Annotated in this window: 21 protein-coding genes; 11 read left to right on the plus strand and 10 right to left on the minus strand. The window is 71.6% G+C overall.

Translation table 11 applies throughout. The features are described from left to right. Nucleotides 1-124: 124 nt before the first annotated feature. Entirely contained in the window at nt 125-511 is a 387-nt protein-coding gene (locus tag D7X74_RS06060) for a two-component system response regulator (RefSeq protein ID WP_120531963.1), read from the plus strand. A gap of 1 nt (nt 512) precedes the next feature. Here D7X74_RS06060 and rpe read toward each other — a convergent pair whose 3' ends face one another. After that, entirely contained in the window at nt 513-1,166 is a 654-nt protein-coding gene (gene rpe / locus D7X74_RS06065; RefSeq protein ID WP_120531964.1) for a ribulose-phosphate 3-epimerase, read from the minus strand. 174 nt (nt 1,167-1,340) lie between these two features. Between rpe and D7X74_RS06070 the strand changes: the two genes are divergently transcribed. Next, complete coding sequence (locus D7X74_RS06070; RefSeq protein WP_120531965.1) at nt 1,341-2,855, plus strand: HD family phosphohydrolase; 1,515 nt, start codon at nt 1,341-1,343, stop codon at nt 2,853-2,855. 9 nt (nt 2,856-2,864) lie between these two features. Here D7X74_RS06070 and pyk read toward each other — a convergent pair whose 3' ends face one another. The 4 genes from pyk to D7X74_RS06090 form a co-directional block, all read right to left on the minus strand. Further along, a complete protein-coding gene (gene pyk / locus D7X74_RS06075; RefSeq protein WP_120531966.1) occupies nt 2,865-4,295 on the minus strand; it encodes a pyruvate kinase in 1,431 nt (476 codons plus the stop codon). A 99-nt stretch (nt 4,296-4,394) separates the two neighbouring features. Further along, entirely contained in the window at nt 4,395-5,216 is an 822-nt protein-coding gene (locus tag D7X74_RS06080; RefSeq protein ID WP_120531995.1) for a hypothetical protein, read from the minus strand. Between the two features lie 205 nt (nt 5,217-5,421). Then, the gene (locus tag D7X74_RS06085; RefSeq protein WP_120531967.1) at nt 5,422-6,882 is read right to left on the minus strand and encodes an NFACT RNA binding domain-containing protein; all 1,461 of its coding nucleotides are present in this window, start codon (nt 6,880-6,882) and stop codon (nt 5,422-5,424) included. A 114-nt stretch (nt 6,883-6,996) separates the two neighbouring features. After that, the gene (locus D7X74_RS06090; protein ID WP_193429026.1) at nt 6,997-7,224 is read right to left on the minus strand and encodes a hypothetical protein; all 228 of its coding nucleotides are present in this window, start codon (nt 7,222-7,224) and stop codon (nt 6,997-6,999) included. Nucleotides 7,225-7,570: 346 nt separating this feature from the next. Here D7X74_RS06090 and D7X74_RS06095 point away from each other — a divergent pair, with 346 nt between their 5' ends. Continuing rightward, entirely contained in the window at nt 7,571-8,896 is a 1,326-nt protein-coding gene (locus D7X74_RS06095) for a glycoside hydrolase family 1 protein (protein ID WP_120531968.1), read from the plus strand. On the opposite strand, the gene dusB is transcribed toward D7X74_RS06095, so the two are convergent. After that, the gene (gene dusB / locus D7X74_RS06100; RefSeq protein WP_120531969.1) at nt 8,875-9,888 is read right to left on the minus strand and encodes a tRNA dihydrouridine synthase DusB; all 1,014 of its coding nucleotides are present in this window, start codon (nt 9,886-9,888) and stop codon (nt 8,875-8,877) included. The genes D7X74_RS06095 and dusB overlap by 22 nt on opposite strands. Nucleotides 9,889-9,998: 110 nt before the next feature. On the opposite strand from dusB, the gene D7X74_RS06105 reads away from it, so the two are divergent. From D7X74_RS06105 to D7X74_RS06115, 3 genes are all read left to right on the plus strand, one after another. After that, a complete protein-coding gene (locus D7X74_RS06105) occupies nt 9,999-11,426 on the plus strand; it encodes a site-2 protease family protein (RefSeq protein ID WP_120531970.1) in 1,428 nt (475 codons plus the stop codon). Nucleotides 11,427-11,522: 96 nt separating this feature from the next. Then, nucleotides 11,523-12,095: an RNA polymerase sigma factor gene (locus D7X74_RS06110; protein WP_233595565.1), complete on the plus strand. Its 573-nt coding sequence runs from the start codon at nt 11,523-11,525 to the stop codon at nt 12,093-12,095. Continuing rightward, a complete protein-coding gene (locus tag D7X74_RS06115) occupies nt 12,092-12,922 on the plus strand; it encodes a DUF1109 family protein (protein WP_120531971.1) in 831 nt (276 codons plus the stop codon). Before D7X74_RS06110 ends, D7X74_RS06115 begins: the two co-directional genes overlap by 4 nt. A gap of 34 nt (nt 12,923-12,956) precedes the next feature. On the opposite strand, the gene D7X74_RS06120 is transcribed toward D7X74_RS06115, so the two are convergent. Next, nucleotides 12,957-13,397, minus strand: coding sequence for a peroxiredoxin (locus D7X74_RS06120; RefSeq protein WP_120531972.1), 441 nt, complete (start codon nt 13,395-13,397; stop codon nt 12,957-12,959). A gap of 174 nt (nt 13,398-13,571) precedes the next feature. On the opposite strand from D7X74_RS06120, the gene D7X74_RS06125 reads away from it, so the two are divergent. Both D7X74_RS06125 and D7X74_RS42935 read left to right on the plus strand, forming a co-directional pair. Beyond that, nucleotides 13,572-15,683: a chloride channel protein gene (locus D7X74_RS06125; protein WP_199741776.1), complete on the plus strand. Its 2,112-nt coding sequence runs from the start codon at nt 13,572-13,574 to the stop codon at nt 15,681-15,683. 70 nt (nt 15,684-15,753) lie between these two features. Next, on the plus strand, nt 15,754-19,311 hold the full coding sequence (locus D7X74_RS42935; RefSeq protein ID WP_158622191.1) for a hypothetical protein: 3,558 nt from the start codon (nt 15,754-15,756) through the stop codon (nt 19,309-19,311). A gap of 29 nt (nt 19,312-19,340) precedes the next feature. Here D7X74_RS42935 and D7X74_RS06135 read toward each other — a convergent pair whose 3' ends face one another. The 3 genes from D7X74_RS06135 to D7X74_RS06145 form a co-directional block, all read right to left on the minus strand. Continuing rightward, entirely contained in the window at nt 19,341-20,429 is a 1,089-nt protein-coding gene (locus D7X74_RS06135; RefSeq protein ID WP_120531973.1) for a glycosyltransferase, read from the minus strand. A 227-nt stretch (nt 20,430-20,656) separates the two neighbouring features. After that, entirely contained in the window at nt 20,657-21,217 is a 561-nt protein-coding gene (locus D7X74_RS06140; RefSeq protein WP_120531974.1) for a peroxiredoxin, read from the minus strand. A 57-nt stretch (nt 21,218-21,274) separates the two neighbouring features. Beyond that, nucleotides 21,275-22,552, minus strand: a complete 1,278-nt coding sequence (locus D7X74_RS06145) for an amidohydrolase family protein (protein ID WP_120531998.1) — start codon at nt 22,550-22,552, stop codon at nt 21,275-21,277. A 371-nt stretch (nt 22,553-22,923) separates the two neighbouring features. On the opposite strand from D7X74_RS06145, the gene D7X74_RS06150 reads away from it, so the two are divergent. The 3 genes from D7X74_RS06150 to D7X74_RS06160 are packed head-to-tail and all read left to right on the plus strand — an operon-like array spanning nt 22,924 to nt 26,901. Beyond that, complete coding sequence (locus tag D7X74_RS06150) at nt 22,924-25,113, plus strand: serine/threonine-protein kinase (RefSeq protein ID WP_120531999.1); 2,190 nt, start codon at nt 22,924-22,926, stop codon at nt 25,111-25,113. Nucleotides 25,114-25,123: 10 nt separating this feature from the next. Continuing rightward, entirely contained in the window at nt 25,124-26,143 is a 1,020-nt protein-coding gene (locus D7X74_RS06155) for a PHB depolymerase family esterase (protein ID WP_120531975.1), read from the plus strand. Then, nucleotides 26,110-26,901 carry a carbohydrate deacetylase gene (locus D7X74_RS06160; protein ID WP_233601994.1) on the plus strand — a complete coding sequence of 264 codons (792 nt, stop codon included), beginning with the start codon at nt 26,110-26,112 and terminating at the stop codon, nt 26,899-26,901. Before D7X74_RS06155 ends, D7X74_RS06160 begins: the two co-directional genes overlap by 34 nt. Nucleotides 26,902-26,905: the final 4 nt, after the last annotated feature.

The raw sequence follows: 26,905 nt of genomic DNA on the forward strand, positions 1-26,905 counted from the left end.
CCTCGACTGTTGTCCTACCTACCCTTCAGGACGGGACAATGTTCACCCGCTTCACAAGATCCAGGCCTTCCTGTAGTTCCAAGGAGTAACACGTTGCTCTGCCCCTGTTCCCCCACAGAGGACCATGACGCCCCCGACCGTCCTCATCTCGGATGATGAACCCCTCCTCGTCTCCGCCCTCGTGCGGGAGGCCAAGCGCTCCGGCCTCGTGTGCATCTCCGACACGACCTCCGAGCGCGTGCTGGAGCTGGCCCGCCAGCACCAGCCCGCCGTCATCATCCTGGATCTGAACCAGCACCAGGACGGCCGGGACCTGCTCGCGCAGCTCAAGAAGGACCCCACCACCCGCGACTGCAAGGTCATCATCCTCAGCGGCGTGGAGGACCAGTTCACCCGCCACGTGTGCTTCGAGCTGGGCGCGGACGACTACGAAGTGAAGCCGTGCGACCCCACCTTCATGACCCGCATCGCCCGGCTCGCCGCCGCCGTCGCTCACACCCGCGCCGCCTAGCTCAGGGCCGCAGCGACCGGATGGCCTGCGCGTAGTCCTTCGCGCCGAACACGTAGCTGCCCGCGACCAGCACCGTCGCCCCCGCGTCCACCACGCGCTTCGCCGTCTCCGCGTTGATGCCGCCGTCCACCTCGATGTCCACGTCCAGCCCCCGCGCGTCCAGCATCGCGCGCAGCCGGCGAACCTTGTCCACCGTGGACTCGATGAACGACTGCCCCCCGAAGCCCGGGTTCACGCTCATCAGCAGCACCATGTCCACGTCGCCCAGCACCTCTTCAATCGTCACCAGCGACGTGCCCGGGTTCAACACCACCGCCGGCTTCGCCCCTGCCTTGCGGATCTGCTGAAGCGTGCGGTGCAGATGCGGGCTCGCCTCCTGGTGCACCGTCAGCACGTCCGCGCCCGCCTTCACGAACGCCTCCACGTACTTCTCCGGCTCGACAATCATCAGGTGCACGTCCAACGGCTTTGTCGCCACCCGTTTGATCGCCTCCACGATGACCGGCCCCAGCGTGAGGTTGGGGACGAACCTGCCATCCATGACATCCACGTGAATCCAGTCCGCTCCGGCGGCCTCGATGGCACGGACCTCTTCGGCCAGACGGCTGAAATCACAGGACAACAGCGAAGGAGAGATGCGGACAGGGCGGCTCATGGCCGCGCTTCATAGTCGCTTCCGTCCGGCCACGGTACTTCCGCCCGGCTGGAGAGAAGGCTGGCGGACACCGGTGGACCTGGTGGGTGGGGGGGCCGGGCGGCCGCTACACCGTGCGTGCTACAACCTGGGGCGCAACGCGGCGGTCCGCCGCATCCCACGGAGCCCGCCTCGGTGCTTCCCCAGTCCGTGCCCGCCTCCCCCAACCTGTCCCGCCGGCTCGCCAAGCTGACCTCCATCCTGGATGTCGCCAAGGCGATGAGCGCCGAGCGGGACCTCGACCTGCTGCTGCCCCTCATCCTCTACGAGGCCACCAAGGTCGTGGAGTCGGACCGCTGCTCGCTCTTCATCCTGGACCGCGAGCGCGAGGAGCTGTGGAGCAAGGTCGCCCAGGGCTCCAAGAACGAAATCCGCCTGCCCATGGGCAGCGGCATCGCCGGCCAGGTCGCGCAGACGGGCGCCGTCATCAACATCCCGGACGCCTACGCCGACTCGCGCTTCAACAGCAGCTTCGACATCTCCAGCGGCTACCGCACGCACACCATCCTCTGCGTCCCCATGCGCGACGCCAACGGGGACGTCACCGGCGTCATCCAGGCCCTCAACAAGCGCGGCGGGATTGTCTTTGACGCCGAGGACGAGGAGCTGCTCCTCGCCCTGGGAGCCCAAGCCGCTGGCGCCATCGAGAACGCCCTCCTCCACGAGGAGATCAACCGCCTCTTCGAGGGCTTCGTCTCCGCGTCCGTCGTCGCCATCGAAGCGCGCGACCCCACCACCGCGGGCCACTCCGGCCGCGTCGCCGACCTCACCGTGTCCCTGGCCCAGGCGCTGGAGCACCACACCACCGGCCCCTATGCCCAGGTGCGCTTCTCCCCCGTGGAGCTGCAGGAGCTGCGATACGCCTCGCTCCTGCACGACTTCGGCAAGGTGGGCGTGCGCGAGAACGTGCTCGTCAAGGCGGAGAAGCTCTACCCCCATGAGCTGGACAGCCTGCGCGCCCGCTTCCAGCTCGCCCGTAAAGACTTGCAGCTGCAGAGCTCCCGCCGCCGGCTCGCCTCCGTGGAAGCGCGCGGCCTGTCCGCCCTGCCTACCATCCACCAGGAAGAGGACGCGCGGCTCGCCACCGAGCTGGCCCAATTGGATGAGGTGATGGGCTTCCTGCTCACCTGCAACAAGCCCACGGTGCTGGCGCAGGGCAACTTCGAGCGGCTGCTGGAGCTGGGCAAGCTCACGTTCACCGACGCGCACGACCATGGGCAGCCGCTGCTGTTGCCCACGGAGATCCAATCCCTCTCCATCACCCGCGGCACGCTCTCACCGGAGGAGCGCCGGGAGATCGAGAGCCACGTGGACCACACGTACCGCTTCCTGTCTCAGATTCCCTGGACGCGCGCGCTGCGCCGCGTGCCGGAGATCGCCTACGCGCACCATGAGAAGCTGGACGGCACCGGCTACCCGCGCGCCATCCCGGACACAACCATCCCCGTGCAGTCCCGGATGATGTCCATCTGCGACATCTACGACGCGCTCACCGCGAGCGACCGGCCCTACAAGAAAGCCGTGCCGCATGTGCTCGCGCTCGACATCCTCAAGAAGGAGGCGAGCTCCGGACAACTGGACCCGGAGCTCTTCTCCATCTTCGTCGGAGCGGAGATTCCCCGCCGGGCCCTCAAGAAGAGCCCGGCGTAACACGCTGAATCAGGCGCTGATGGTGTGCAGCCGGAGGCTGTTGATCTTCCCCGGCTGTCCCACCGGCGCTCCGAACACCACGACGATGCGGTCACCCCGGCGCGCGAGGCCGCGGGACACCAGTTCCTCCTCCACGCGGCGGAGCATGGTCTCCGTCTCCTGGATGGGCTCCAGCACGCGCGGCACCACGCCCCAGAGCAGCGACAGGCGGCGGCGCACCTCCTGGTTCGGGCTGAAGGCGACGATGGGCACCGTGGGCCGGTAGTGCGCGAGCAGCCGCGCCGTCACGCCCGACAGGGTGAAGGCCGCGATGAGCGTGGCACCGCTCGACTTCGCCGCCTCGCACGCCACGCGCGCGATGACGTCCGGGAAGTGCAGGGGCAGGCCCAGCGGCGCCTCGATGCTGCGCGGCAGGTACTGCGCGCGCACGGAGGACTCGGCCGCCAGGATGATGCGCTCCATCATCTGCACGGAGTCCACGGGGAACTTGCCGCTCGCCGTCTCACCCGAGAGCATCAGCGCGTCCGCGCCGTCATACACGGCGTTGGCCACGTCGCTGGCCTCCGCGCGCGTGGGACGGGGGTTGTCGATCATCGAGTTGAGCATCTGCGTGGCCACGATGACGGGCAGGCCGCGCAGGTTGGAGCGCCGGATGATGTCCTTCTGGACGGCCGGCACCTCCTCGGGGGGAATCTCCACGCCCAGGTCGCCTCGGGCCACCATCACGCCGTCCGTCTTGTCGAGGATGGCGTCCAGGCGCGCGATGGCCTCCGGCTTCTCCAGCTTGGAGATGATGGGCACCGTGCGGCCCACCTCCGCCATCGCCTGCCGGGCGGCGTCCAGGTCCGACGGCTGACGCACGAAGGACAGCGCGATGTAGTCCACGCCCGCCTTGAGGCCGAAGATGAGGTCCTCGCGGTCCTTCGGGGTGAGCGCGTCCGCGCGCACCGCCACGCCGGGCAGGTTGATGCCCTTGTTGTTCTTCAGCGTGCCGCCGTGGATGACCTCCGTCTTGATGAGCTGCTTCTTGTCCGTCTCCACGACGCGCAGCTCCAGGAGGCCGTCGTCCAGGAGGATGCGGTCGCCCGGGTTCACGTCCGCCGCCAGGTGCGGGTACGTGGTGGACACGATTTCATCCGTGCCCTTCACCGTTTCGTCGGTGGTGATGTGGAAGGTGGCGCCGTGCTTCAGCTCCGTGCTGCCGGTGACGAAGCGGCCGGTGCGGATCTTCGGGCCCTGCAGGTCGCCGAGGATGCCCACCGCCTTGCGGACCTTCAGCGAGGCCGCGCGCAGCATGTCGATGTTCGCCTGATGCTGCTCGTGGCTGCCGTGGGAGAAGTTGAGCCGGGCCACGTCCATGCCGGACTCCAGCAGCGCCTCCAACATCTCCGGGGTCTGACTGGCGGGACCGAGGGTGCAGACAATCTTTGCTCGTCGCATAGGTGCGCGAACATCCGGCCCCACCGCGTTTCGGTCAAGCACGCACAAGACGTGCTCGGTCAGGTAAACCAGTAAATGTCCAGGCCGCTCGGCGGGAGTTCAACCGCGCAGGAGCGTGCCCAGATTCTCGCGTTCCCAACGCAGCGCGGCGCCGTAGTGCGGGTACGTCCGCTCACGCTCGCGGAAGGCGCGCGGATGGTGCACGCGCCTGCCCATCCGGCCGCTGCTGGGGAACAGCTGGTGGAGCATCTCGTGGAAGACGATGAACTCCACGAAGAAGGCGGGCACCTCCGGCCTGTCGAGCGCGGGGTGGATGCGGATCTCCCGCGTCTGGTGGTCGTAGACGCCCAGGCGGATGGACTTGCGCCGGCGACGCGGAGGCATGCGACCCCAGCCGATGCGCGCCTGGATGCCGTTCTGGAAGTAGATCTCGTTGACGCCGTTGTAGAGCGCCCGCAGGTCGAAGCAGCGGCCGAGCGGGTTGAGCTCCGCGTCGGATTCCCGGCGGAGCTGGCGGATGAGCGGCTGCTGGCCCCGGATGTACTCGTCCAGGAGCTGACCCGCGGCCCGGTGTCCCCGGCCCGCGTAGTCCGCCACCGCGCGCACCACCGTCTCCGGCGCCTCCAGGAACATGTGGTGCAGCCGCAGTTGCAGCACCTGCGAGCCCCGGCGGAAGGACACCATGGTGGAGCGGTTGTCCGTCACGGCCAGCCGCACCGGCATCCCCAGGTTCGCGCTCAGGCGCCACGCGAGCGACTCCGCGCGCGACCACAGCTCCTCGCGCGTCGTCGTCGAGGAAAGGACGCGCGGCGCCTCCTCCGCGACGCGGTTGCGCGGCGGCAGGGGCGCGGGACCTTCGGGCACACGCGAGGCGGGAACGGCGGCGCGTTCCGCGGTCGAGCCACGCGGGAACAGGGACATCTGGCGGAAGGCTTCGGGCGTCACGCGGAGGGCATCGTACCCGGCACTTCCCCGGACTCAAGGCCGGGGGTTGGACGCCCGTCTGCCCGTCGACCACGCCCACACGCAGCGCGTGACACCTCGGGTCGAAGCTGCCCCCGGCGTGCCCCGAATCCCGCGGAGACTCCGCGGGCTTCCGTGGGCTCGGAAACGCGAGGCTCGTCCTTCAGGGCAGGGGGGGCTGTTCACCGTGGCGTGACTTGAGCAGGCGCTCCAGCCGCTCCGGCTCCATGCGCACCACGAAGGTCTTCTCCCGCGCGTACGTCACCTGCCCGGGGGCCGCGCCCTTCAGCTTGCGCACGAACTTCACCGGCATGTAGCTGACCTCGCCGCGCGGCTCGCCCTTCGCCCCCGAGTGGTGCAGCGCCAGGTGCGCCGCGTCCAGCAGCACCTCCTGCGCCACGTCCCCGTTCTTCTCCAGCGGCACCACCACGTGGCTGCCCGGCAGGCCCCGGGCGTGCAGCCACATGTGCCAGGGCCTCGCCACCTTGAAGGTGAGCGCGTCGTTGTCCTCCGCGCCCCGCCCCACCCAGATGCGCGCGCCGCCGTGGCCCACGTACTCCTTGAAGGGCAGCCCCTCCTTCGGGCCCTCCTCCCCCTGGGTCACCTGGAGGACCTCCACCTGCGCGAGCAGCGCGGCGCCGTCCATCGCTTCAATCTGCTGGAGCGCCACCTGCGCGTGCGCCACCTCGCGCGACAGCTCCGCCTCGCGGTGGCGCGCCGTCTCCACGCCGCGCAGGAGGCGCCGGTACTGGTGGAAGTGCCAGTCCGTCTCCTCTTTGGGGGTGCGCTTCGGGTCCAGCTTCACCTGGACCTCCTCCACGCCGGACTCCGTATAGGCGGTGAGCGTCACCTCGGAGGCGCCCCGCTTGAGCCGGTGCAGGTTCTGCGCGAGCAGCTCGCCCACCTCGCGGTGCTTCTCCGCCTCCGGACCCCGCGCCGCCTCCGCGCGCACCTTCTCCAGCGTCCGGGAGGAGCGCTTCAGCCGGGCGCGGTACGGCTGCGCGAGCCGGCGGCGGATGGTGTCCGCGCGGCTGGTGCGGTCCTTCTGCCCGAGCACCCGTTCGGCGGCCTGCAGCTTCGGAAGGAGGTCCCCCTCCTGAGGCTCCAGGCGCGAGGGCTGCGCGCGGCCCTTCGTGAGCGCTTCTTCGGACACGGGCTCCGGTGGCGTCCAGGCGGCGCCCGCATAGAGGTTGCGCCGCGAACCGAAGCCTTCTCCGGAGAGCATCAGCACCCGGTTGTTGTCGCTCAGGAGCAGCAGCCCCCCGGGGGAGCCCAGCTCCAGCACCAGCCGGCGGCGCACGGTTTCGCGCTCGAACTCCAGCACCACCGTGCGGTTTGGCTCCAGGTAGCGCGCGCCCTGGAGCTTGAAGCCGGTGAGCTCCTGGCGCAGCCAGCGCTGGAAGGGGGCGGGTTCGCCCGGCGTGGGGAAGCGGTCCTCCGCGACGGACAGGCGGGACAGTTCGCCTTCCGAGCACAGGCACAGGACCACCGATCTGCCCGGGACCCGCAGCTCCACGTAGGCCAGGCGGGGCAGCGGGCACCAGGCCTTCTGGGCCACCGCGCCCACCAGCCGGGACGCGACCTCCGCCACGACCTCTTCGAACTCCACCGGACGCAGCGACATGGCCCCTCCCGGACGGGCGGGGTGTCACCCCAGCCCGCAAAAAGCAAAACGGCCCGGCGGGTTTCGCCGAGCCGTTCACTGGACGTCAACCGACGTCCATCATGACGCCGTACTTCAGGACTGAGGGGCCTCAGGGGCCGCCGGCGCCGTCTTGGCGCTCTTGCGCTTCGCGGGAGCCCGCTTGGCGGCCTTCTTCGCCGTCGTCTTCTTCGCGGCGCCCTTCTTGGCGGCCGCCTTGCGCGGAGCAGCGGCCGTCTTGCGGGCCGTCTTCTTCGTCGCGGCCTTCTTCGCCGTCGTCTTCTTCGCGGGCGCCTTCTTCGCGGTCTTCTTCTTCGCGGCCATCGGAATCCTCCGTTCAGGTTGAGGCCCGCGGTGACGCGAGCCCTGCACCCACTTTGGACTGAACGTGAGTGCTTGAAATGAATGGTACGGGCGACATGCCAGTGTGTCAACGCATGGTGATGTATTGCAGTGCGCGGCGAGGCCGATTTCTAGGCGTCGGGCGCTTCCAACCGTTCGTGGCGGTCACTTCGGGGGGTGGAGCGCGTCGCGTGCGGAGGCCAATTTCCGGCTCCGGACGCATTCCGCGGGTCCGAGCGACAGGCCTGAGTGTCCGCTGCCGCGCATCCGCGCGCGTTCCTCGCGTCGCTTCCCGTCGTTGAAGCGCCGGCCTACGGTGCGCGCCCGCATGCGCACTGCCCCGCTGACCTTCCCTGAGTCCTTCACCTTCGGCGTCGCCACGTCCGCGTACCAGGTGGAGGGCGGCATCGAGAACGACTGGGCCGGGTGGGAACGGCTGGGGAAGTTGAAGGAGCCCCACGTCCGCTGTGGCCGGGCGGTGGACCACTGGCACCGCTACGAGGAGGACTACGCCCTGGCGAAGGCGGTGGGGGCCACGGCGTTCCGCCTGTCGCTGGAGTGGGCGCGCATCGAGCCCGAACGCGGCCGCTTCGACGGACAGGCGCTGGAGGCGTACCGCGAGCGGCTCCTGCGCCTTGGCGCGCATGGCCTGCGGCCGGTGGTGACGCTGCATCACTTCACCCACCCCACGTGGTTCCACGCGGCCACGCCCTGGCACCTTCCGGAGAGCCTGGAGGCCTTCCGCCAGTACGTGCGCCGATGCGCGCCCTTGTTGGAGGGGTTGGACGCGCTCGTCATCTCCTTCAACGAACCGATGGTGCTTTTGTTGGGCGGCTACCTCCAGGGCCTGATGCCTCCGGGCATCGCGGACGGGGCGAAGACGATGGCGGCGCTGGAGAACATGGTGCGCGCGCACGCCATCGCGCGCGAGGAGCTGGGTCAGCGCCTGGGCCGGGTGGAGCTGGGCATCTCCCAGAACATGCTGTCGTTCGCGCCGGACCGCTGGTGGCATCCGCTGGACCGCTCGCTGGTGCGGCTGGCGGCCCCGGCCTACAACCACGCCTTCCACGAGGCGCTGTCCTCCGGCCACCTGCGCGTCTTCATGCCCGGCGTGGCCTCCACGGATGTGCGCATCCCGGAGGCGCGCGACTCGGTGGAGTTCGTGGGCGTCAACTACTACACGCGCGCGCACCTGCGCTTCATGCCGCGCCCGCCCTTCATCGACTTCAAGTACCGGGACCCGGATGGGCGCGGGCTCACCGACATTGGCTGGGAGCAGCGCCCGGAGGGCTTCGGTCAGCTGCTCCAGGAGGTGAAGCGCTACGGCAAGCCGGTGTGGGTGACGGAGAACGGCATCGACGACAGGAAGGGCACCGTCCGGCCGGAATACATCCACGCGCACCTGAAGCAGGTGCTGGACGCGCGCGCCTCCGGGGTGGACGTCCAGGGCTACCTTTATTGGAGCCTGCTGGACAACTTCGAGTGGCTGGAGGGCTGGGGCCCGCGCTTCGGCCTGTACCACGTCGACTTCGACACGCTGGAGCGCCGGCCCACCCCGGCCTGCGACTACTTCCGCACCGTGGCCACCGGGCGCGTGCTGGTGCCGCCGTCCGAAGCCGGCGCCACCGCCACTCAGCCCAGCGCGGCCCGGTAGTCCACCTCCGGCTCCTCTAGAGGAGCCGAGGGGTCGGTGTCCGCGCCCGCGAAGAAGCGCCGGACGCTGTCCTCCACCGCCTGGGGCGAGTCGAGCTGGTTCACCTCCGAGCGGAAGTGCGCCGCGCCCTTGAGGCCGTGCGCGTACCACGCCAGGTGCCGGCGGAAGGAGCGCACCGCGCCCACGGGGTCCCCGAAGAACTCCGCGTGGGCCTGGGCGTGCTCCAGCACCAGCTCGCAGCGCTCCTCGGGCGTCGCCGGAGGTCCGCCGGTGAGTTCCCGGAAGAGCCACGGGTTGCCCAGGGCGCCCCGGCCAATCATCACGAAGTCGCAGCCGGTGGCGTCCAGCATCCGGTGGGCGTCCGCCACCGTCTTCACGTCCCCGTTGCCCATGATGGGCAGCTCCGGGAAGTGGCGCTTCAGGGACGCGATGTGGGACCAGTCCGCCTGGCCCGAGTAGCCCTGGGCGCGCGTGCGCGCGTGGATGGCGAGCCCGGCGCAGCCTGCTTCCTGGAGGGACTCCGCCATCTGGAGGTAGTTGAGGCTCTGGGCGTCCCAGCCCGAGCGGATCTTGCAGGTGACGGGCAGGCCGGTGGCGTCGCGGATGGCCCGGACGACGGCGGCGGCGCGGGGCACGTCGCACAGCAGGCCGCTGCCGGCGCCGTTGCGCACCACCTTCTTCACCGGGCAGCCCATGTTGATGTCGATGATCTGCGCGCCCGCGTCCTTGCCCACCTTCGCCGCCAGCGCCATGGCCTCCGGCTCGCCGCCGAAGATTTGAAGCGAATAGGGCTTCTCCACCTGGGCGTCGTAGCGCAGGTACTTGAGCGTGCGCTGGTTCTGGCGCATCAGGCCCTGGGCGCTGACGAGCTCCGTGGGGCACAGGGCGGCGCCCAGCCGGAAGGCGATGACGCGAAAGGGGCGCTCGCTCACGCCCGCCATGGGCGCGAGGATGTAGGGGTTGGGGAGCGTGTAGGGACCCAGCTTCAGCATGGCGGCGACACCCTATCGACGTTTGGACCCTGGCGGGGCGGGAACAGAAGCGCGCGCGAGGGGCACAACGGCCCTGCGCGGGTGGGGGTCAACGATTAAGGTCCCTTCCCATGTTCCGTTTCAGGCTCGGGAGCGTCCCCGTCCACGTCCACATGAGTCACCTGCTGTTCTCCGCGGTGCTCGCCTACAACTCCCTGCCGGTGCCGGGCAGGAGTTCGAGCGCAGGGTGGCTGGGGGACCGGCTGACCGACCCCGACTCGTCGGGCTACGCGGGCGCGGTGGCGGCCTACGTGCTGTCGTGGATGTTCATCGTCTTCGTGTCCGTGCTCGTCCATGAGCTGGGGCACGCGGTGGCCTTCCGCTTCTTCGGCTACCAGCCGAGCGTGGACCTGGTCTTCATGGGCGGCGTCACCCGGCCCAACACGGACGCGCCCCTGCCCTGGCACAAGGATGTGGTCAGCAGCTTCGCGGGCCCCCTCGCGGGACTGACGCTGGGCGTCCTGTGCTGGTTGGTGCTGATGCAGGTGCGGGGCCGCTCGGAGATGGCGGACTTCTTCCTGAACAACTTCTTCTTCGCCAACATGGTGTGGGCGGTGCTGAACCTGCTGCCCGTGCCCCCCTTGGATGGCGGCCACATCAGCACGGCGCTCGCCACGCGGATGTTCGGCCGGCGGGGGTTCATCGTGTCCCATGTGCTGGCCCTGGGCCTGTGCGTGGGTGTCGTCCTGCTCAGCATCAAGAGCGGAGCCCTGTTCATGGGCGTCCTCTTCGCCATGTTCGGCTTCCAGGCGTTCCGCGTGCTGGCGGACGTGATGCGCGCGCGCAGCGAGGACAAGGAGGCCGAAGGCCCGAAGGCCCAGGGGCTGCGCGAGGCCCAGCAGGCCCTGCGCGAGGACCGGCTGGATGACGCGTGGCGGATGGGTCAGCAGCTGCTGGAGGGGGAGGGGCTGTCCGCGAGCCTCACCAGCCGGACGCACTACCTGCTGGGCTGGGTGGCGCTGAAGCAGGGCCAGGGCCGGCCCGCGCTGGACCACTTCTCCCAGGTGCAGGGCCAGCCGGTGGAGATGCACGCGGTGGCGGCGGCCTTCTCGCTGGTGGGCGACGACGCTCGGGCGGTGGGCTACTGGAAGCAGGCGTGGGGCGAGTCGCAGGACCGCACCGTGATGCACGAGTACGCGGGCGCGCTCATCCGCCTGGGCCAGGTCCAGGAGGCGCTGCGGCTGCCCGGCGTGGACCCGGCGTCAGCGTTCCGGTGCGCGGAGCGGGCGCTCTTCATCCGGGGGGCCTATTCGGAGGCCGCGGCGGTGGGCGAGGCCGCGCTGCAGCACGCGAAGGACCCGGGCATCGCCTATGACGCGGCCTGCGCCTTCGCGCGCGCGGGCAACACGACGGACGCGGTGCGCCTGCTCCAGCGCGCCCAGGCCCTGGGCTTCCAGGACGCGGCCTATGCCGCCTCCGACGAGGACCTGGCGCCCCTGCACGGGCAGCCCGCGTTCGAGGCGTGGCTGTCCCAACTGCGGCCCTCCGCCGCGACCTGAGTGGGGCCCCTGCTCCAAGGTTAGAGTCCGCGCCCTCCCGTGAAGCCGCCCTCCCCTTCCGTGAAACCTCCCGACGCACCCGTGCGTACCGGTGCCATGCCGGCACTTCCGGAGGGCGCCGGGGACTCGGACGAGGTGTTGATGGAGCGGTTCTGCCAGGGAGATGCGCCCGCGTTCGATGCGCTCTTCCAGCGCTACGCGCGCCCCATCCAGGGCTACCTGACGCGCCTGACGGGCAGCCCCGCCACCGCCGAGGACCTGGCCCAGCTCACGTTCCTGTCCATGGTGCGCGCCCGTGGCCGCTTCCAGGATGGGGCTCGCGTGCGTCCATGGCTGTACGCCATCGCCACCAACGCCGCGCGGGACCATGCGCGCCGCCACCGCCGGCCGGAGGACCTCACGCCGGAGGGAGAGCTGCCCCTCACCGCCGTGGCCGACACCCCGCAGCCCCGGGACGCGGGCCTGGAGCGCGCCGTGCACCGGGCCCTGGAGCAGCTTCCGGAGGGCCAGCGCCTGCCCATCCTCATGCACCGCTTCGAGGGCATGGGCTTCGCGGAGATCGCCGAGGCCCTGGGCCTCACCGAGAGCGCGGTGAAGGTCCGCGCCCACCGGGGATATGTGCGGCTGCGCGAGCTGCTCGCCCCCCTTCATCAGGAGACCGCGGAATGACGCCCGAGTGCGAACGCGTCATGGACTGCCTGGAGGGCCCGCTGCCTCCGGACCTGGCCTCCCACGCGGCCGGCTGCGAGGACTGCCGCGCGCTGCTGGAGGGCTTCCACGCCCTGGCGGCGCCGACCGCCGTGCGCGCGCCTCCGACCATCGCTTCGCCCCTCCATGAATCGGCGCCTCTCCGTGACGCCTCGCTCATCCGTGAAGCGAAGCTGGAGGAGACGCGGCGCAAGTCGCTGACGGAGCTGGCCGCCGCTCCCCTGCCCACGCCATGGTGGCGGGATGCCCTGGTGCTGCTGGTCACCTACCTGGCCGTGGGCGCGGTGGGGCTCGTCCTCGTCGGACGGCACGGGATGCTGCTCAACTCCGCGCCTCCTCCTGTCGTGGCGGCCGTGGCGCTGCTCATCGTCGCGGGCGTGGGTGGTGGGGCGCTGCTGGGAGTCGCGCCGGGCCGGAAGCGCTGGCCCCTCGGCCTGGTGGCACTGGGCGCGGTCGGCGTGGCGCTGGCGCAGCTCACGGGGCGCTCCGGCGTCCAGGTGCGCCCCCTCCTCACGGGCGCCCTGGGGTGCATGGGCACGGAGGTGGTCCTGTCGGTGGTGCCGCTGGCCCTGGCGCTGGTGCTCCTGTGCCGCTCTGCCTACCAGCCCGTCCGGGCGCTCGCGGCGGGCCTGTCCTCGGCGGGCGTGGGCCTGCTGGTGCTGCACGTGCACTGCCCCGACGGCGCCGCGGGCCACCTGATGCTGGGCCACCTGCTGCCGTGGGTGGCGCTGGCAGGCGTGGCGGTGTTCATCCGCTCACGCCTGCCGTCCCGCACCTTCGCGCCCTGAACCGTCCGGGACACGAAGGTGGGGCCGTGCGCAACTACTGGAGCCGCGACAGCGCTTCCTGCGGGAAGGCGCGTGCGTCCACCTTCGCGTGCCACTCCTTCACCTTGCCATCCGGCCCGATGACGACGCCCACCCGGCGCGCGTTGGCGGCCGAGGCGTCATCCGCGGCCCCGTAGGCCAGCCCCACCTTGCGATCCACGTCGCACAGCAGCGGAAAGTTGAAGTCGAACTTCTTCGCGAAGGCCTGGTTCTCCTCCGGCGTGTCGAAGCTGATGCCCAGGATGACCGTGCCCTTCTGCTCGTACTGGGCCTTGTGGTCGCGGAAGGAGCAACCCTCCGCGGTGCAGCCCGGCGTGTCCGCCTTCGGGTAGAACCAGAGCACCACGTTCTTGCCCCGATAATCCGACAGGTGGTGCGTCTTCCCCGTGTGGTCCTTCACGGTGAACTCCGGCGCCACGTCTCCCTGCTTGAGCATGTGCGATGCCTCCTAGAGGTGGGAAAACGGCGCCGTCCTAGCACGCCGGGGGGCAAGCAGCCGGGCACCGCTCGGACGATGTGTGGAGTGGAGTGCAGCCGGACGGGCCCCGTGCGACGCCTTCACCAAGAAACTTGAAACCCAAGGGGCTCCTCCGTTTAGTAGGGGCTCCAAATGAACAACAGTGACGAACCTCCGCCTGCTCATGAGCAGCGCGTGCCCGCGCTCATTGCGTGGGTGAAGCAGAACCTCTCCCGCCTCATCTATTTCCTGCTGGGTGCGTCCAACCGCATCCGCCTGCCGACGCCGTCGGTGCTGCCCATCGCGGGCGCGGTGGTGGGGCTCTACAGCGGCCTGGCCGCCGGCATCTTCTCCAACCTCATTGGCGTGATGAGCGGCATCACGTTCAGCGCCGCGGAGCTGGCCGCGGCGCTCAAGCCGCAGCGGCTGCGCACGCTGATGGAGTCGCTGGCCTCCGCGCGCTGGCACCTGGAGTACGCGCTGGTGGGCGTGCCGCTCGCGCTGGGCGCGCTGCTGCTCGCGCGCATCATCGAGCCGGGCGGACCGCGCGACGAGGTGAAGCGGCGCCTGCGGCTGCTGGCCCTGCTGACGCTGGGCGGACTGTCGCTGTACTACCCGCTGGTGGGGCTGGCGGCCATCAACGCGGTGTTCGGCCACGCGCACAACCTGCCCGCGGCGCTGCCGCACCTGCCCTGGTGGCTGGTGCTGCTGGCGCCCACGCTGGGCGGGCTCGCGGTGGGCCGGCTGCTGCGCGACCGGCCGGAGACGCACGGCCACGGCCTGCCGGAGGTGGTGCGCGCGGTGAAGAGCGGCGCCAACGTGGTGCCGGCGGACCGGGGGCTGCTCAAGCTCATCGCGTCGGCCATCACCATCGGCAGCGGCGGCTCCGCGGGCCGCGAGGGCCCCATCGTCTATGGCGGCGCGGCGTTCGCCTCCAGCGTGGGACGCGTGCTGGGCTTCAGCCGCCGGGAGCTGTCCATCCTGCTGGCGTGCGGCGCGGGGGCGGGCATCTCCGCGTCCTTCAACGCCCCCATCGCGGGCGCGGTGTTCGCGATGGAGATCATCCTGCGCGAGTTCGAGCTGCGCGTCTTCTCCCCCATCATCCTGGCGAGCGTGGCGGGCACGCTGGTGAGCCGGGGCGTGCTGGACGAAGCGCCCATGCTCAACCGGGTCAACTACGAGCTGGTCAGCGGCGCGGAGGTGTTCGCCTACGCGGCGCTGGGCATCGCGTGTGGCCTGCTGGCGTTCGCGTTCGTGAAGATGCTCCACGGTGTGGAGCACTTCTTCCAGGGACGCGGGGGCGGCCGGCTCTCCCCGTGGCTGGGCAGGAAGCCCCTGCCGATGCGCGCGGCGCTGGGCGGCCTGTGCACCGGCGTGCTCGTGTTCCTGAGCCCCACGGTGTGGGGCAGCGGGCACGACTTCATCAACCTGGCGGCGGCGGGCCAGCTGCCCTTCATCTTCCTGGTGACGGCGTGCGTGCTGAAGCTCGTCGCCACGTCCATCACCATCGGTTCGGGCGGGTCCGGCGGCACGTTCTTCCCGGCGGCCGTGATTGGCGCCATGGCGGGCGGCGCGTTCGGCACGCTGGTGCACTACTTCTTCCCGCTGGCCACCGGGCCCAGCGGCGCGTACGCCATCGTGGGCATGGGCGGCGCGGTGGCGGCGCTCACGCGCGGTCCGCTCACCGGCATGATGATGCTGTACGAGCTGAGCGGCAGCCACGACATCATCCTGCCGCTGATGGTGACGTGCACCATCGCGTCCGCGCTGTGCCACTACCTCATCGAGCGCACCTCCACCAAGGTGGTGAGCGACGAGGACCTGCTGACGGGCACGCAGGTGCGGACCCTGATGACGCAGGTGGCGGCGGTGCCCGCGGGCACGCCGCTGCGCGCGCTGACGGACCAGCTGCTCACGTCGGAGGCGGGCACGCTGCCGGTGCTGGACACGATGGGCAACCTCTACGGCACCGTGCAGGTGGAGCAGCTGCGCGAGGTGTGGCGCGACGAGTCCATGTACCCGCTGCTCGTCGCCAGCGACCTGGCGCGCAAGCTGCCCGCGCTGGCGCCGGACACGGACCTGGCGCACGCCCTCCAGTTGATGGACCAGGAGGACGTGGACGCGCTGCCGGTGGCGCCCGTGCTGGGCCTGGCCCCCTGCGGGCTCATCACCCGGGCCTCGGTGCGCCGCTTCCTCTTCGCGCAGCACGCGCGCGAGCATGCGAGTGGCGACTACCCGGTCACCCCGTCCGAGGCGACGCACTGAGCCGGCCGGCCTGCGTGAAGAAGGCGCGGGGTCTGTCAGGAAAGCGGGGGAGCGGGCATCCTTGGGCGCCATGTCCGACCCCGCCCTGACCGCCCTGCGTGCCGAGCTGACGTCCACCTTCCATGACGCCCGCGTGCGTCACATGGTGGACCTGGGACGAAAGGCCCGCACGGAGCCGCGGGCGCAGGCGCTGCTGGAGGCCCTGGCGCGGGGGGACGCCTCCGAACGGCGCCTGGCCCTGGCGGCCCAGTTCACCCGGCGCGACGGCGTGGCGGTGCTGAAGGCCACGGCGGACGACTCGTTCCGGGTGCGCACGCTGGCGTTCGAGCTGGTGCCGCTGGCCTGTGACGATGCCCAGGCCCTGGAGGCGCTGCGCATGGCGCACGGCATGCGCCGGGAACAGTCCCTGCTGCGCCAGCTGGTGCTGCGCAAGCGGCACGCGGTCATCGACGCGTACCTGGACGGACTGGTGGAGAAGGGGGACAGCGCCACGTTCGCGGACGCGGTGCCCCTGGCCTCGGAGCAGGGCCTGCGCCGGCACCTGGCGCGCGCGCTGGAGCGGCCCAGCCACCGGTTCTGGGCGCGGCTCGCGAAGTTCGCCCCGGAGGTGCTGGGCGAGGTGTTCATCGAGCGGATGCGCGCGGTGACGGGCGAGGCGGATCCGGTGACGCGGATGAACGTGGACTGGAGCCTGGTGCGCCTGTCGGAGCAGGTGCCCGACGCGGCGGAGACGCTGCTGGAGCTGATGCTCGCGCGCGGCATTCCTCCGAACCCGGTCGCGCTGCGGTCGCTGGTGCGGCTTCGTCCCGCGCGCACGGTGGCCCTCCTGCGCCAGTACCCCGGCGTCGCCCTTCCCCACCTGCTGTTCGCGAAGGCCGTGGGGACGCTGGACGCGGAGACCCTGACATGGCTCATCCAGCGCGACCCGAACCTGCTGGGCACCGCGAAGGACGTGCTGAAGAAGGTGGCGCAGCCCCTGCACCGGACCGTGACGGAGGCGTGGTGCGCGGCGGTGGATGGTGCGCCCCACTGGGGCACGGAGCTGATTGCCCACATCCAGGACGCGGGCGTGCGCGAGCACGTCTTCCAGCGCTGGAGCGCGGCGATGCGCAACCGCGATGGCGTCATCCCCGTGGGCTACCTGGAGCGCCTGCCCGTGGACCTGCGCGAGCGCGAGGCGCGGCGGCACCTGCATGAGGTGGTGGCGCTGGGCACCCGGGCCGAGTCGCGCGTCGTCTACGCGCGGCTGCTGCCCTGGGACGAGGCGCTGGGCGTGCTCCGGGGCGCGATGGGGCATCCCGACGCGGCCATGCGCGGCGTGGCGCTGGGCGCCGTGCTGGCCCTGCCCGGCCTGCGTCCGGACGAGCCCGCGTGGGTGGCGCCCGCGCTGGCGCTGGTGCTGGCCCGGAAGAACGAACAGGACCCCGTGCGCGGGGCGATGCTGCAGGCCCTCAACGGGTGGCCCCGCCGGATGTGGCGCGCCGAGCACACCGAGGCCGTGGGCCGCGTCCTGCGCGATGCCCTGGACGCGGCGGACCTGTCGCCGACGACGGCGCTGGCGGCGGAGGTGCTGCTCGTGCGGTCCTTCGGCGCGGATCCCTCATGGGGTGCGCCGTGGCTGGGCACGTTCCTCAAGGAGCGGGGCAGCCTCCGGGACGCGGGGCTGGGCCACCGGTTGAACGACGAGGAGGTGCGCCGGGCCGCGCCCTACCTGTTGTCGCTGGCGAAGTCGTGGGCGGAGCGCGAGCGGGGCGGTCCCCTGCTCCAGCTCGCGCAGAGCCTGGGCAAGCGCGCGGCGCTGGTGCCCGGCTTGTCGGAGTGGCTGGTCTCCGTGCGGGACGTGACGCCGGACGGGCGGCTGGCGGTGGCGCTGAGCCAGTGGCTGTCGAAGGAGGACCGGCCCCGCTTCGAGGCGACGCTCGCGGGCGCGCTGCGGCGCTGGAGGGACCGCGGCTGGGACGACGAGGTGGTCACGCTGGCGCTCCACGAGAAGCGCGACGTGCCCCTGCACCCGGAGCTGGTGGCGGAGCTGGAGCGCGTGGCGCTGCGGCTGGGCAAGCCGTCCGGGAACGCGCTGTGGCTCTTGCGCTACCGCGCGTGCAGGGACTTCGACCGGATGCTGCCCACGCTGCTCAAGCGCGACGAGAGCGTCATCGCCATCCCCGTGGTGCGCGAGTACCTGCACCGGCGGCGGCAGGACCTGCTGGGGCCGTACCTGGGCGCGCCGGCCATCACCGGCCAGTTCGCCACGGGCGCGACGCATTGGATCCTCCCCTTCGACTCGGGCTTCTTCCGGTGGACGGCGGAGCAGAACCGGACGTATTCGCGCGCGCTCGCCAAGCTGTGCGAGGACCCGGAGCGGGACACGCCCACGCTGCTGGCGGCGGTGACGCGACTGGCCGCGCTGGACTGGGCGCCCATGGACGCGCTCCAGGCGATGGCGGACGACAAGCGGCCCGCGGTGCAGGAGCGGGCCCTGCGGGTGCTGGCCCGGTGCGACCAGGGCCAGGGCGTGCCCACGCTGATTGAGTGCCTGGGGGATTCGCGCGCGCGCATCGCCATCTACGGCCTGCGCCGGGCGTTCAACGGCATGCCTCCCGCGCGGGTGCTGTCGCTGCTCGCGGAGGTGCCGCTCGCGAAGGTCACCGTCGCCAAGGAGGTGGTGCGGCTTTTGGGGGAGCTGCGCTCGGACGCGGCCTATGGGCGGCTGCTGGAGCTGGACGCGCTGCCCCTGCACCGCGACGTGCGCATCGCGCTCTTGCGCGGGCTGTGGGACCACCTGGACCGCGAGCCCACGTGGGCGGTGTTCGAGCGGGCCGTCGCGGGGGATGACGCCATCATGGCCTCGCGCGTGGGAGACATCCCCGCGGACCGGCTCACGGAGGCCCTGGACGCGCGGCTGTCCGCGCTGCTCGCGAAGGTGCTGGCGCGGCCGGAGCCCGACGCGCGCATCGACCTGCTGCGGCGCGCGGCGTTCCTCCAGGTGAAGGACCGGGAGCGCGTCTTCCTCGCCGCGTGCGGCGCGCGGCTGGTGTCCCCTTTCGATGACGAGGTGCGCGCGGCGATGGGGGCGCTCGTCCACCGCGCCGACGAACACGACCTGCCGCTGATGGCGCGGATGCTGGAGGCGGTGGTGGCGGACCGCAAGGCGCTGAGCGTGGCGCTGGATTCACTGCTCCAGCCCCGGGAGCGGATGCGCCCCGTGCCCCTGCGCACGACGCGACTGCTGGCCGAGGTCGTCCTCACGAAGGACCCCCGCCTGGCGGTGCCTCGCGTGCGCTGCGCGGCCATCGCCCTGGAGCCGTTGGTGTTCGCGGGCCACCTGGATGCCCTGGGACAGGCGGGCTGGCTGCACGCGGATGCCCTGATGGCGGCCCAGGTGGCGGTGGCCCAGTTGCCGTTGGATTCGATGCAGGCGGTGGGCGCCCGATTGGGGAGCAGCCCCGTTCCGGAGGTGCGGCGGCTGGCCGTGCAGTGCGTGGTGCGCGACGCGCAGGAGGGGCGGGGCTGGACGCCGGAGCGGCTGGAGGCGCTCGCCGGGCTCCAGCGGGATGAGTCGCCGCTCGTGGCCGGTGCGGCGCAGTTCGTGTTCCCGCCCCGGGAGCTGATGAAGACGCCTCACGTCTAGGGCGTCGCGCCCCGCCGGGACGTGTCGCCTCAGTTCAGCGAACGCTCACGTGGCTCCAGAACACTGACGGGCGCGCCCGCCGAGCCGCCCCGCACGGCCTCCTGCGCGTACCGCTCCAGCGCGAGGGCCCGGTGGTCCACGGTGTGCTCGGCCAGCACGCGCTCGCGGGCGCGCGCTCCCAGTTGGAGCCGGTCCGCCTCTGGCATCTCGCGCAGGTAGCGCAGCACGTCCTTCGCGGTGCGCGCCAGGACCACCTCCTCGCCCAGCGAGAAGAGGTCCTCCAGCCCGGGCCAGGGGTCGCAGATGAGCGCCGCGCCACGGGCCGCGGCCTCGAACAGGTGCGGCCCCGGCGTGTGCTCCGCGCGCGAGAGGGCCAGCGTGAAGCGCTGCGCCGCCTGGAAGTCCGGCTGCGCATCCGAAGGAGGGGCCGCCTGCAGCGTCACGTTGGAGGGCCACGCGGCATCCACCACGGACATCCCTCCGGCGAGGACGAACCGCCCTTCGGGCCATTCGCGCGCGGCGTCGAACAGCAACGGCCCCAGCAGCGCCCGGCGCTCCGACGATGACGGCCCCAGGTGCCCCAGGTCCCAACGCGTTGGCACCGCTCGCGGCGCGAAGGACTCTGGCTGCACACCGGGCGGAAACGCACGCGCCCGGGACACGCCCCACTCGCGCTCCAGACGCGCGGGCACGGGGCCTCCGCAGGAGCACAGGCAGAGCTGGTAGCCCGCGAGCTGTTCGGGGGGCAGCCGTGTCGAGCCTTCAGGGTGGGGCTGTCGCAGCGTCCGGGGCGTGTCGCGATCCCAGCAGACGGTGAGCCCGCGCGCGGTGTCCGTCGCCCAGCGGCCCACCTCCGCGACCCGGGGCACGTCCGCGTCCACCAGCACCAGGTCCGCCCGGCGCACCCGGGAGCGGAAGCGCGCGTGCAGGTCCGCCACGTTCAGGTACGGCGCGCGGGAAGGCTCCCCCTCCAACCACGCGGAACCGGACAGGGCCTGTTCCAACAGGAGGACCGAATGCCTTCTGTGCCTCAACGCCTGCGCGAGCAGCCTCGATGCCGTGCCGTGCGCGCCGTCAGTGGACGCCTCGCACGGCGGACCCAGGAAGACGATGTCCATGCCTACGGGCTTCCTTCACGCCCCCGCCCCCAGCGGACGGTGATGCCCGCGCGGCACCTCCAGGGCTATCGCTTCCGGCCGCCGACGAACAAGGCGGCGGCCCCGGGTCCGCGTGAACTCCTCAACGGCCGGACGCCCCTCCAGCCCGCGCGGACCGGTCGGACGTCCGCGAGTGGACCGTGGCCCCTCCCTCCAAGGCGAGGAGCCCCTGCATCACGACGCCGTGACTACTTCGTCGGCGGTGCGGCCTTGATGGGAGGCGTGTTCCCGGCGGGCGCCTCCGCGGGCTTGGCCGCGCCGCCCTTGCGCAGCGGGCACGCGACGATGGCGCCCGTGGGGTCGATGGCGTCCTTGCCCTCGTCCACCTTGAGCACCTTGCGGTCCTCGCCCACGACGAACGTGTAGCGCTTGGACACCGTCACCACCGGCATCTTCACGTCGTACGCGTTGACGACCTTGCCGTCCGGATCCGGGATGAACGCGAAGGGCGCCTTCAGCTCCGTCTTGAAGCGCGCCAGCGTCTCCGCGTCGTCCGTGGAGAAGGCCAGCACCTGGCCCTGCACCTTCTCGATGTCCTTGTAGCGGTCGCGGTACGCGGTCAGCTCCTTCGTGCAGCCGCCGGTGAACGCCTTGGGGAAGAAGGCCACGATGACGGGCCCCTTCTTCACCATCTCCGACAGCGTGTACGACGTGCCCCCGGTGTCCTTCACCGTGAAGTCCGGGGCGGTGTCGCCCACCTGGGGAATCGCTGCGCTGACCAGTCCGACCACGAGCAGGGGAATGAGCATGGCCGGGACTTAACGGGCCCCGGACATTGGGACAAGCCAGGAACAAGTCCGCCCCCGCTACGTCGTCAGCCGTGCCCAGACGGCCGCCGCGGCCTCGCGTGACTGCTCGGCCACCACGGTGGGGTTCACCGACAGCGGCCGGCGCGCCCAGACGCGCCACACGCCGTCCACCATCACCGCCTCCACATGCCGGCTGCCCAGCCCGTGGACCACGTGCCACGCCAGCGTCTCCGCCGTCAGCGGCGTGGGCGACTGGTAGTCCAGCACCAGCAGGTCCGCGAGCGCGCCCTCGCGCATCGGGCCAATGGCCGCCTCGAACACCTGCGACGCCAGCCGGTGGCCGTTGGCCAGGTAGCGCAGCACGTCGATGGGCTGCCCCGCCTCGCGCGAGCGCAGGAACGCCGCCTGCGCCTCCGCGAACAAATCCGGCGACGTGCCGTCCGTGCCCAGCGACGCGCGGGCCCCGAACTTCAGCGCCGGCGCGTAGCCGACTTCGAGTCCCTGGTTGGAGCGCGGCGTGTGCACCAGCCACGTGCCCGTGGCCAGCACCTGCGCCAGGTCCGCCCACTCCAGGTGGCCCGCGTGCGCCGCCATCGCCCGGGGCGACAGCAGGTTGCCGTTGAGCAGGCGCGTCACCGGCGGGTTGCCGTGGCGCTCGGTGGACAGCCGTTCGTCCAGCGGATCCTCCGCGAGCGGGAAGTGCAGGCCGGTGTTGGTGGTGTTGAGCGCCTCCCCCAGGCCCTGGAGCGCGTCGTCGCCCAGGGTGAACACGGGCCCCGCGCCCACCTGCCCCCGGAAGCGGCCCCGGGCCTTGCGCGCGAAGCTGACCGTCTCCTCCAGGCCCTCCTCGCGCCCCACCGCGCCCATGCGGTCCGTCACCGCGTAGGACAGCACGCCGCGCACGCCCACCTCATGGAGCCCGCGCGCGATGCGCAAGAGCGAGCCCGTCACCGCCTTGGGCGAGGCGTGCAGGTCGAACAGGGTCGTGGTGCCGCACTGGATGGATTCGAGTCCGCCCGCGGTGGCGCCCACCTGCACCGCGTCCAGGTCGAGCGCGTTCTCGAACGGCCAGCGCACCTGCTCCAGCAGCGCCTGGTAGGTCTCCGGCGCCGGCCGCACCATGCCGCGCGACAGCACGCTCGCGAGCCGGTGGTGCGCGTTGACGAGCCCCGGGAAGACGAGCTTGCCGGACAGCGCCACCACCTCGTCGTCGGGGCCGGGCGTCAGGTCCTCGCCGCGCGCCACGATGCGCTCGCCTTCGATGCGCAGGTCCACCCGCTCGACGGAGGCGGGTTCCAGTTCGACGACGTAACCACCCTTGAGGACGGTGCCCAACATCCCTCCCTGCATGCGCGACGGTGCGCGAGGTTCGTGACGGCGGCCCCCTTCCCCTTAGGGGTCCCACTTCGAGCGCGGCAGGTTAGCACTGCACCCCCGCCCCCGGTCACCGGGTACGCCCCTCCTTCCACCCACACCCGTCGTCCCGGCCCGACCAATACGGTGCGCATGGGCCCGGTCCGGGGCCCGCGACGCCCTGAAACATCCTTGAAGCAAGGGTTCAGGGGTGGGGACGACCAGGCAGGCATCCCCGCATGACCTTGGGTGCTGGGGGCGCGGGCCCGTAGACTGCCGCCACCTTGGTGTCGGAATCCGGCTTCTCGTGGGCAGGTCACTACCGCTTGAGTTCGCGCATCGCGACGGGCGGCATGGCCGAGGTGTATCTGGCGCGCCCCATCGCTCCGGACGGGCAGCGTGGCCCGGCGGTGGCGGTGAAGAAGCTGATGCCGCACATGGTCGCGGACCGGCGCATCGTGCAGATGTTCCTCAACGAGGCGCGCATCACCGCGCAGGTCCGGCACCCCAACGTGGTGTCCATCCTGGAGCTGGGCATGGAGGGCGGGGAGCCCTTCATCGCCATGGAGCTGTTGGAGGGCTGTTCGTTCGCGGAGCTGCGGCGGGAGGCCGCGGAGCTGGGGCACCGGGTGCCGCTGGGCATCACCCTGCGCGTGCTGGTGGATGCGTGCCGGGGGCTGGATGCCGCGCACCGCGCCGTGGACGAGGCGGGCCGGCCCCTGAAGATCGTCCACCGCGACTTCACGCCGGACAACATCCACGTGGGCGTCAACGGCGCGGTGAAGGTCATCGACTTCGGCATCGCGAAGGCGGACGCGCTGGGCTCCGGCACGGAGCCGGGGACGCTGAAGGGCAAGTTCTTCTACATGTCGCCGGAGATGATCGCCGGCCGCAGCGTGGACCACCGCGCGGACCTGTTCGCCGCGGGGGTGATGCTCTACGAGCAGCTCTGTGGCCGCCGGCCCTTCACCGGCATGTCGCCCGACGAGGTGCTGTCGCGCATCGCGGAAGGACGGCCGAAGCCGCCCACCGCGTTCGACCCGTCGGTGCCGCAAGCGCTGGAGGCGGTGTGCTTGATGGCGCTCGCGAAGGATCCGGAGGCGCGCTTCGACAGCCTCCAGACCTTCATCACCGCCATCGAGTTGCTCGGCGGCCCCGCGGAGGTCGCCACGCCCGCGCAGGTGGCCGCGTACCTGGACACGTTGTTTCCGCCGGACCGCGACCCCAAGCGGCTGGCCCTGCGGCGCGCGAGGCTCGCGGATCCATCGAATTCGGGCACCGATGCGAAGCCCGCGGCGGACGCGATGCCACCGTTCGGCATGGCGCGGTGGCCCACCGAGCCGGAGCGCACGGCGTCACAGACGGGAGTGTACGGGTCGGGTTCGTGGCCCGGGATTCCCGATGGAACCGAGGTCCTGCCCCACGGTCCGGCATCCCTCCCCGCGCAGCCAGGTGAAGCCCCGGGCAAGCCGAACGCGCCCTCCGCCGCTTCACGTGATGAGACCTCGGGCAAGCTGGGCGCGCCTTCCGCCGCTTCACGCGGTGAGGTCCCCGGCAAGCCGAACGCGCCTCCATCCACGACGGGTGGAAGCAGCACGGCCCCCCGGTCGCGCAAGGGCATCGCCCTCCTCGTGGGCGTGCTCGCCCTGGGCGGAATGGGTGCGGGGGCGACCTGGTTCCTGCGACGTCCGGATGTGCCTCCCACCGAGCGGATCGCCGCCGCCGAGGCCGCGACGACGCCGGAGGCGAAGGTCTCCGCGCTGGAGGGACTGGGCAAGGACGCACGCGCCACCGCCAAGGAGCTGGCCCGCGCGGGCACCCTGCTGCTCAACGCGGGCGCCCACCCCCAGGCCCTCGCCCTGGCGGAGGCGTACACCGCGCGCTTCCCGAAGGAGGCCGAGGCCCACCTGCTCGCCGCGCGGGCCGCCACCGAGCTGCGCATGGGCAAACGCGCCGAGCGCGCCATCGACGAAGCCACCCTGCTCGCACCCAAGGACATCCGCGCGCCCCTGGCCCTGGCCGACCTGCGGGCCCTCCAGGGCGATGTGCCGGGCACCTTGACCGCGCTCGCGAAGGCGTACGCGCAGTCCCCGGGCTCCGCCGAGGTGGCGCCCCGCTACGGACACCTCCTGTCGCAAGGCGGCCGGCTGGACGAGGCCGCCAGCGTGTTGTCCGCCTGGACGCGTCAGCACGACGACGCGGCGGCCCTCGCGGAGCTGGGCTTCGTGCGCTTCCGTCAGGAGAAGCTGGACGACGCGGCCTCGCTGCTCAAGCGCTCGGTGAGAAAGGCCCCTTCGCTCGCGGTGGCCCACTCGTACCTGGGGGCCGTCCTCTTCCGGCAGGGCGACCTCCGCGGTGCCGAGCGCGAGTACCGGGAAGCGGAGCGGCTGGCCCCGGATGATCCCCGGGCGCTGACGGCGCGCTGCCGCCTGCATGCCCACTCGGGCGACACCGCCGCGGTGGATGAGGTGAAACGTACGCTGGCGGAAAGGTTCCCCGCCCAGGCGTCGGCGCTGGCGGCGGAGTGCGGTCCGGGGAATTAAATCCCCTTCCATGCGCCTTCGCCTCCTCGTCCTCGCCGCGTCCAGCCTGCTGATGACGGCCGCCGCCTGCGACTCCGCCTCGGATGAGCCCGCCCCCACGCCCGACGCGGGGACGCAGGGTCCGGACCCCACCGCCGGGGATGTCGCGCCCCCGGACCGCACGTCCTGCACCGGCCTCACCGTGGCCGCGGGCACCTACGACTGGACGGTCGAGCACGGCGGCCGCACGCGCGCCTACCGCGTCCACGTTCCCACCGGCTACGACGCCACGAAGCCCACGCCCGTGGTGTTCAGCTTCCACGGCTTCGCCTCCACCGAGGTGGAGCAGGAGCAGTTGAGCCAGTTCTCCACGCTGGGCGACACCGAGGGCTTCATCGCGGTGTACCCGCGCGGCCTCAACTTCCCGGAGGTCTACGGGCAGGGTGAGCCGGACACCCGGAGCTGGAACGGCGTCGCGTGCTGTGGCCCGGCGCAGATCGCCAACGTGGATGACGTGGGCTTCGTGGACGCGCTGCTCGCGGACCTGGACACGCGCGTGTGCACGGATCCGCGCCGCATCTTCGCCAGCGGCTTCTCCAACGGCGGCTTCTTCTCCTACCGGTTGGCCTGTGAGCGCGCCCAGCGCTTCGCCGCCGTCGCACCGGTCGCGGGCATGGAGGGACTGGCGGACTGCAACCCGTCCCGCGCCATCCCCGTGCTCCACTTCCACGGCACCGCGGATCCGACCATCCTGTACGACGGTGGCAACAACATCATTGGAGGCAAGCCCTACCCGTCCGCGACCGAGTCCGTGCGCCGCTTCGCCGAGCGCAACGGCTGCACCGGCCCGGAACAGCAGACGTACAATCAGGGCAACAGCACCTGTGTCGCCGCCACCGGCTGCACGCCGGAGAGCGCCACCGCGAGCCTGTGCGCCGTCACCGGCGGCAAGCACGCCTGGCCCGGGCAGACGGGCTACAACGAAGGCACCCCGGACCTGGACGCGACGCAGGCGATGTGGCGCTTCTTCCAGGCCCGTCCCCGGCCCTGAAGGAGCCCGCCACGCCGCCCCGCGCCCTCATCCTCAACGCCGATGACCTGGGCTACGACCCGGGCATCACGCGGGGCATCCTCCAGGCCCTGCGCGAGGGCGTCGTCTCCTCCTCCACGCTCCTGGTGAACACGCCCTGGTCGGAGGAGGCCGCGAGGCAGGCGCGAGGACTCGCCATCGGGTTGCATCTGAACCTGGACCGGGGTCCGCCTGTCGGCCCCGACTTCCCGCTCGAATTTCGCTCCGTGGACGGAGGCTTCATCGGGGCACGCGTGGACGCGCTCCCAGCGGACGTGGTGGAGGCGGAGGCCTTCGCGCAACTGGGCCGGGCGGAGCGGATGCTGGGTCAGGCCGTCACGCACCTGGACGTGCACAAGCACCTGCACCGTCATCCCCGGGTGCTGGAGGGACTGGCGCGGGTCGCGCGGCGCGCGGGGCTTCCGGTGCGGTCCATCGACGCGGACATGCGTGAAGCCCTCCGGGTACTGGGCGTGGCCACGAATGATCACTTCGTGGGTGAGTCCGGAGAAGCGGCATACTGGACGCCGGAGCGCTTCGCGGCGGCACTGACGGCGCTGCCCTCCGAGGGCATCACGGAGTGGATGTGTCACCCGGGCCACCTGCCGGAGGTCGTCACCAGCCGCTATGCCGCGCAGCGCGAGGTGGAGCTGGCCACCTTCCTCCATCCGCGCTCACGTGAAGCGTTGGACCGGGCGGGGCTGCGCACCACGGACTTCCGCGTGCTCGGCACCTCCTGAGCAG

This window comes from Corallococcus sp. CA047B, assembly GCF_003612065.1.
GTDB classification, from domain to species: Bacteria; Myxococcota; Myxococcia; order Myxococcales; family Myxococcaceae; genus Corallococcus; species Corallococcus praedator.

Excerpts from the sequence above, each read along its gene's own strand:
- D7X74_RS06060 (WP_120531963.1), top strand. The coding sequence starts at position 125 with ATGACGCCCCCGACCGTCCTCATCTCGGATGATGAACCCCTCCTCGTC.
- rpe (WP_120531964.1), bottom strand. The coding sequence starts at position 1,166 with ATGAGCCGCCCTGTCCGCATCTCTCCTTCGCTGTTGTCCTGTGATTTC.
- pyk (WP_120531966.1), bottom strand. The coding sequence starts at position 4,295 with ATGCGACGAGCAAAGATTGTCTGCACCCTCGGTCCCGCCAGTCAGACC.
- D7X74_RS06080 (WP_120531995.1), bottom strand. The coding sequence starts at position 5,216 with ATGTCCCTGTTCCCGCGTGGCTCGACCGCGGAACGCGCCGCCGTTCCC.
- D7X74_RS06085 (WP_120531967.1), bottom strand. The coding sequence starts at position 6,882 with ATGTCGCTGCGTCCGGTGGAGTTCGAAGAGGTCGTGGCGGAGGTCGCG.
- D7X74_RS06090 (WP_193429026.1), bottom strand. The coding sequence starts at position 7,224 with ATGGCCGCGAAGAAGAAGACCGCGAAGAAGGCGCCCGCGAAGAAGACG.
- D7X74_RS06095 (WP_120531968.1), top strand. The coding sequence starts at position 7,571 with ATGCGCACTGCCCCGCTGACCTTCCCTGAGTCCTTCACCTTCGGCGTC.
- dusB (WP_120531969.1), bottom strand. The coding sequence starts at position 9,888 with ATGCTGAAGCTGGGTCCCTACACGCTCCCCAACCCCTACATCCTCGCG.
- D7X74_RS06105 (WP_120531970.1), top strand. The coding sequence starts at position 9,999 with ATGTTCCGTTTCAGGCTCGGGAGCGTCCCCGTCCACGTCCACATGAGT.
- D7X74_RS06110 (WP_233595565.1), top strand. The coding sequence starts at position 11,523 with ATGCCGGCACTTCCGGAGGGCGCCGGGGACTCGGACGAGGTGTTGATG.
- D7X74_RS06115 (WP_120531971.1), top strand. The coding sequence starts at position 12,092 with ATGACGCCCGAGTGCGAACGCGTCATGGACTGCCTGGAGGGCCCGCTG.
- D7X74_RS06120 (WP_120531972.1), bottom strand. The coding sequence starts at position 13,397 with ATGCTCAAGCAGGGAGACGTGGCGCCGGAGTTCACCGTGAAGGACCAC.
- D7X74_RS06125 (WP_199741776.1), top strand. The coding sequence starts at position 13,572 with ATGAACAACAGTGACGAACCTCCGCCTGCTCATGAGCAGCGCGTGCCC.
- D7X74_RS42935 (WP_158622191.1), top strand. The coding sequence starts at position 15,754 with ATGTCCGACCCCGCCCTGACCGCCCTGCGTGCCGAGCTGACGTCCACC.
- D7X74_RS06135 (WP_120531973.1), bottom strand. The coding sequence starts at position 20,429 with ATGGACATCGTCTTCCTGGGTCCGCCGTGCGAGGCGTCCACTGACGGC.
- D7X74_RS06140 (WP_120531974.1), bottom strand. The coding sequence starts at position 21,217 with ATGCTCATTCCCCTGCTCGTGGTCGGACTGGTCAGCGCAGCGATTCCC.
- D7X74_RS06150 (WP_120531999.1), top strand. The coding sequence starts at position 22,924 with ATGGCCGAGGTGTATCTGGCGCGCCCCATCGCTCCGGACGGGCAGCGT.
- D7X74_RS06155 (WP_120531975.1), top strand. The coding sequence starts at position 25,124 with ATGCGCCTTCGCCTCCTCGTCCTCGCCGCGTCCAGCCTGCTGATGACG.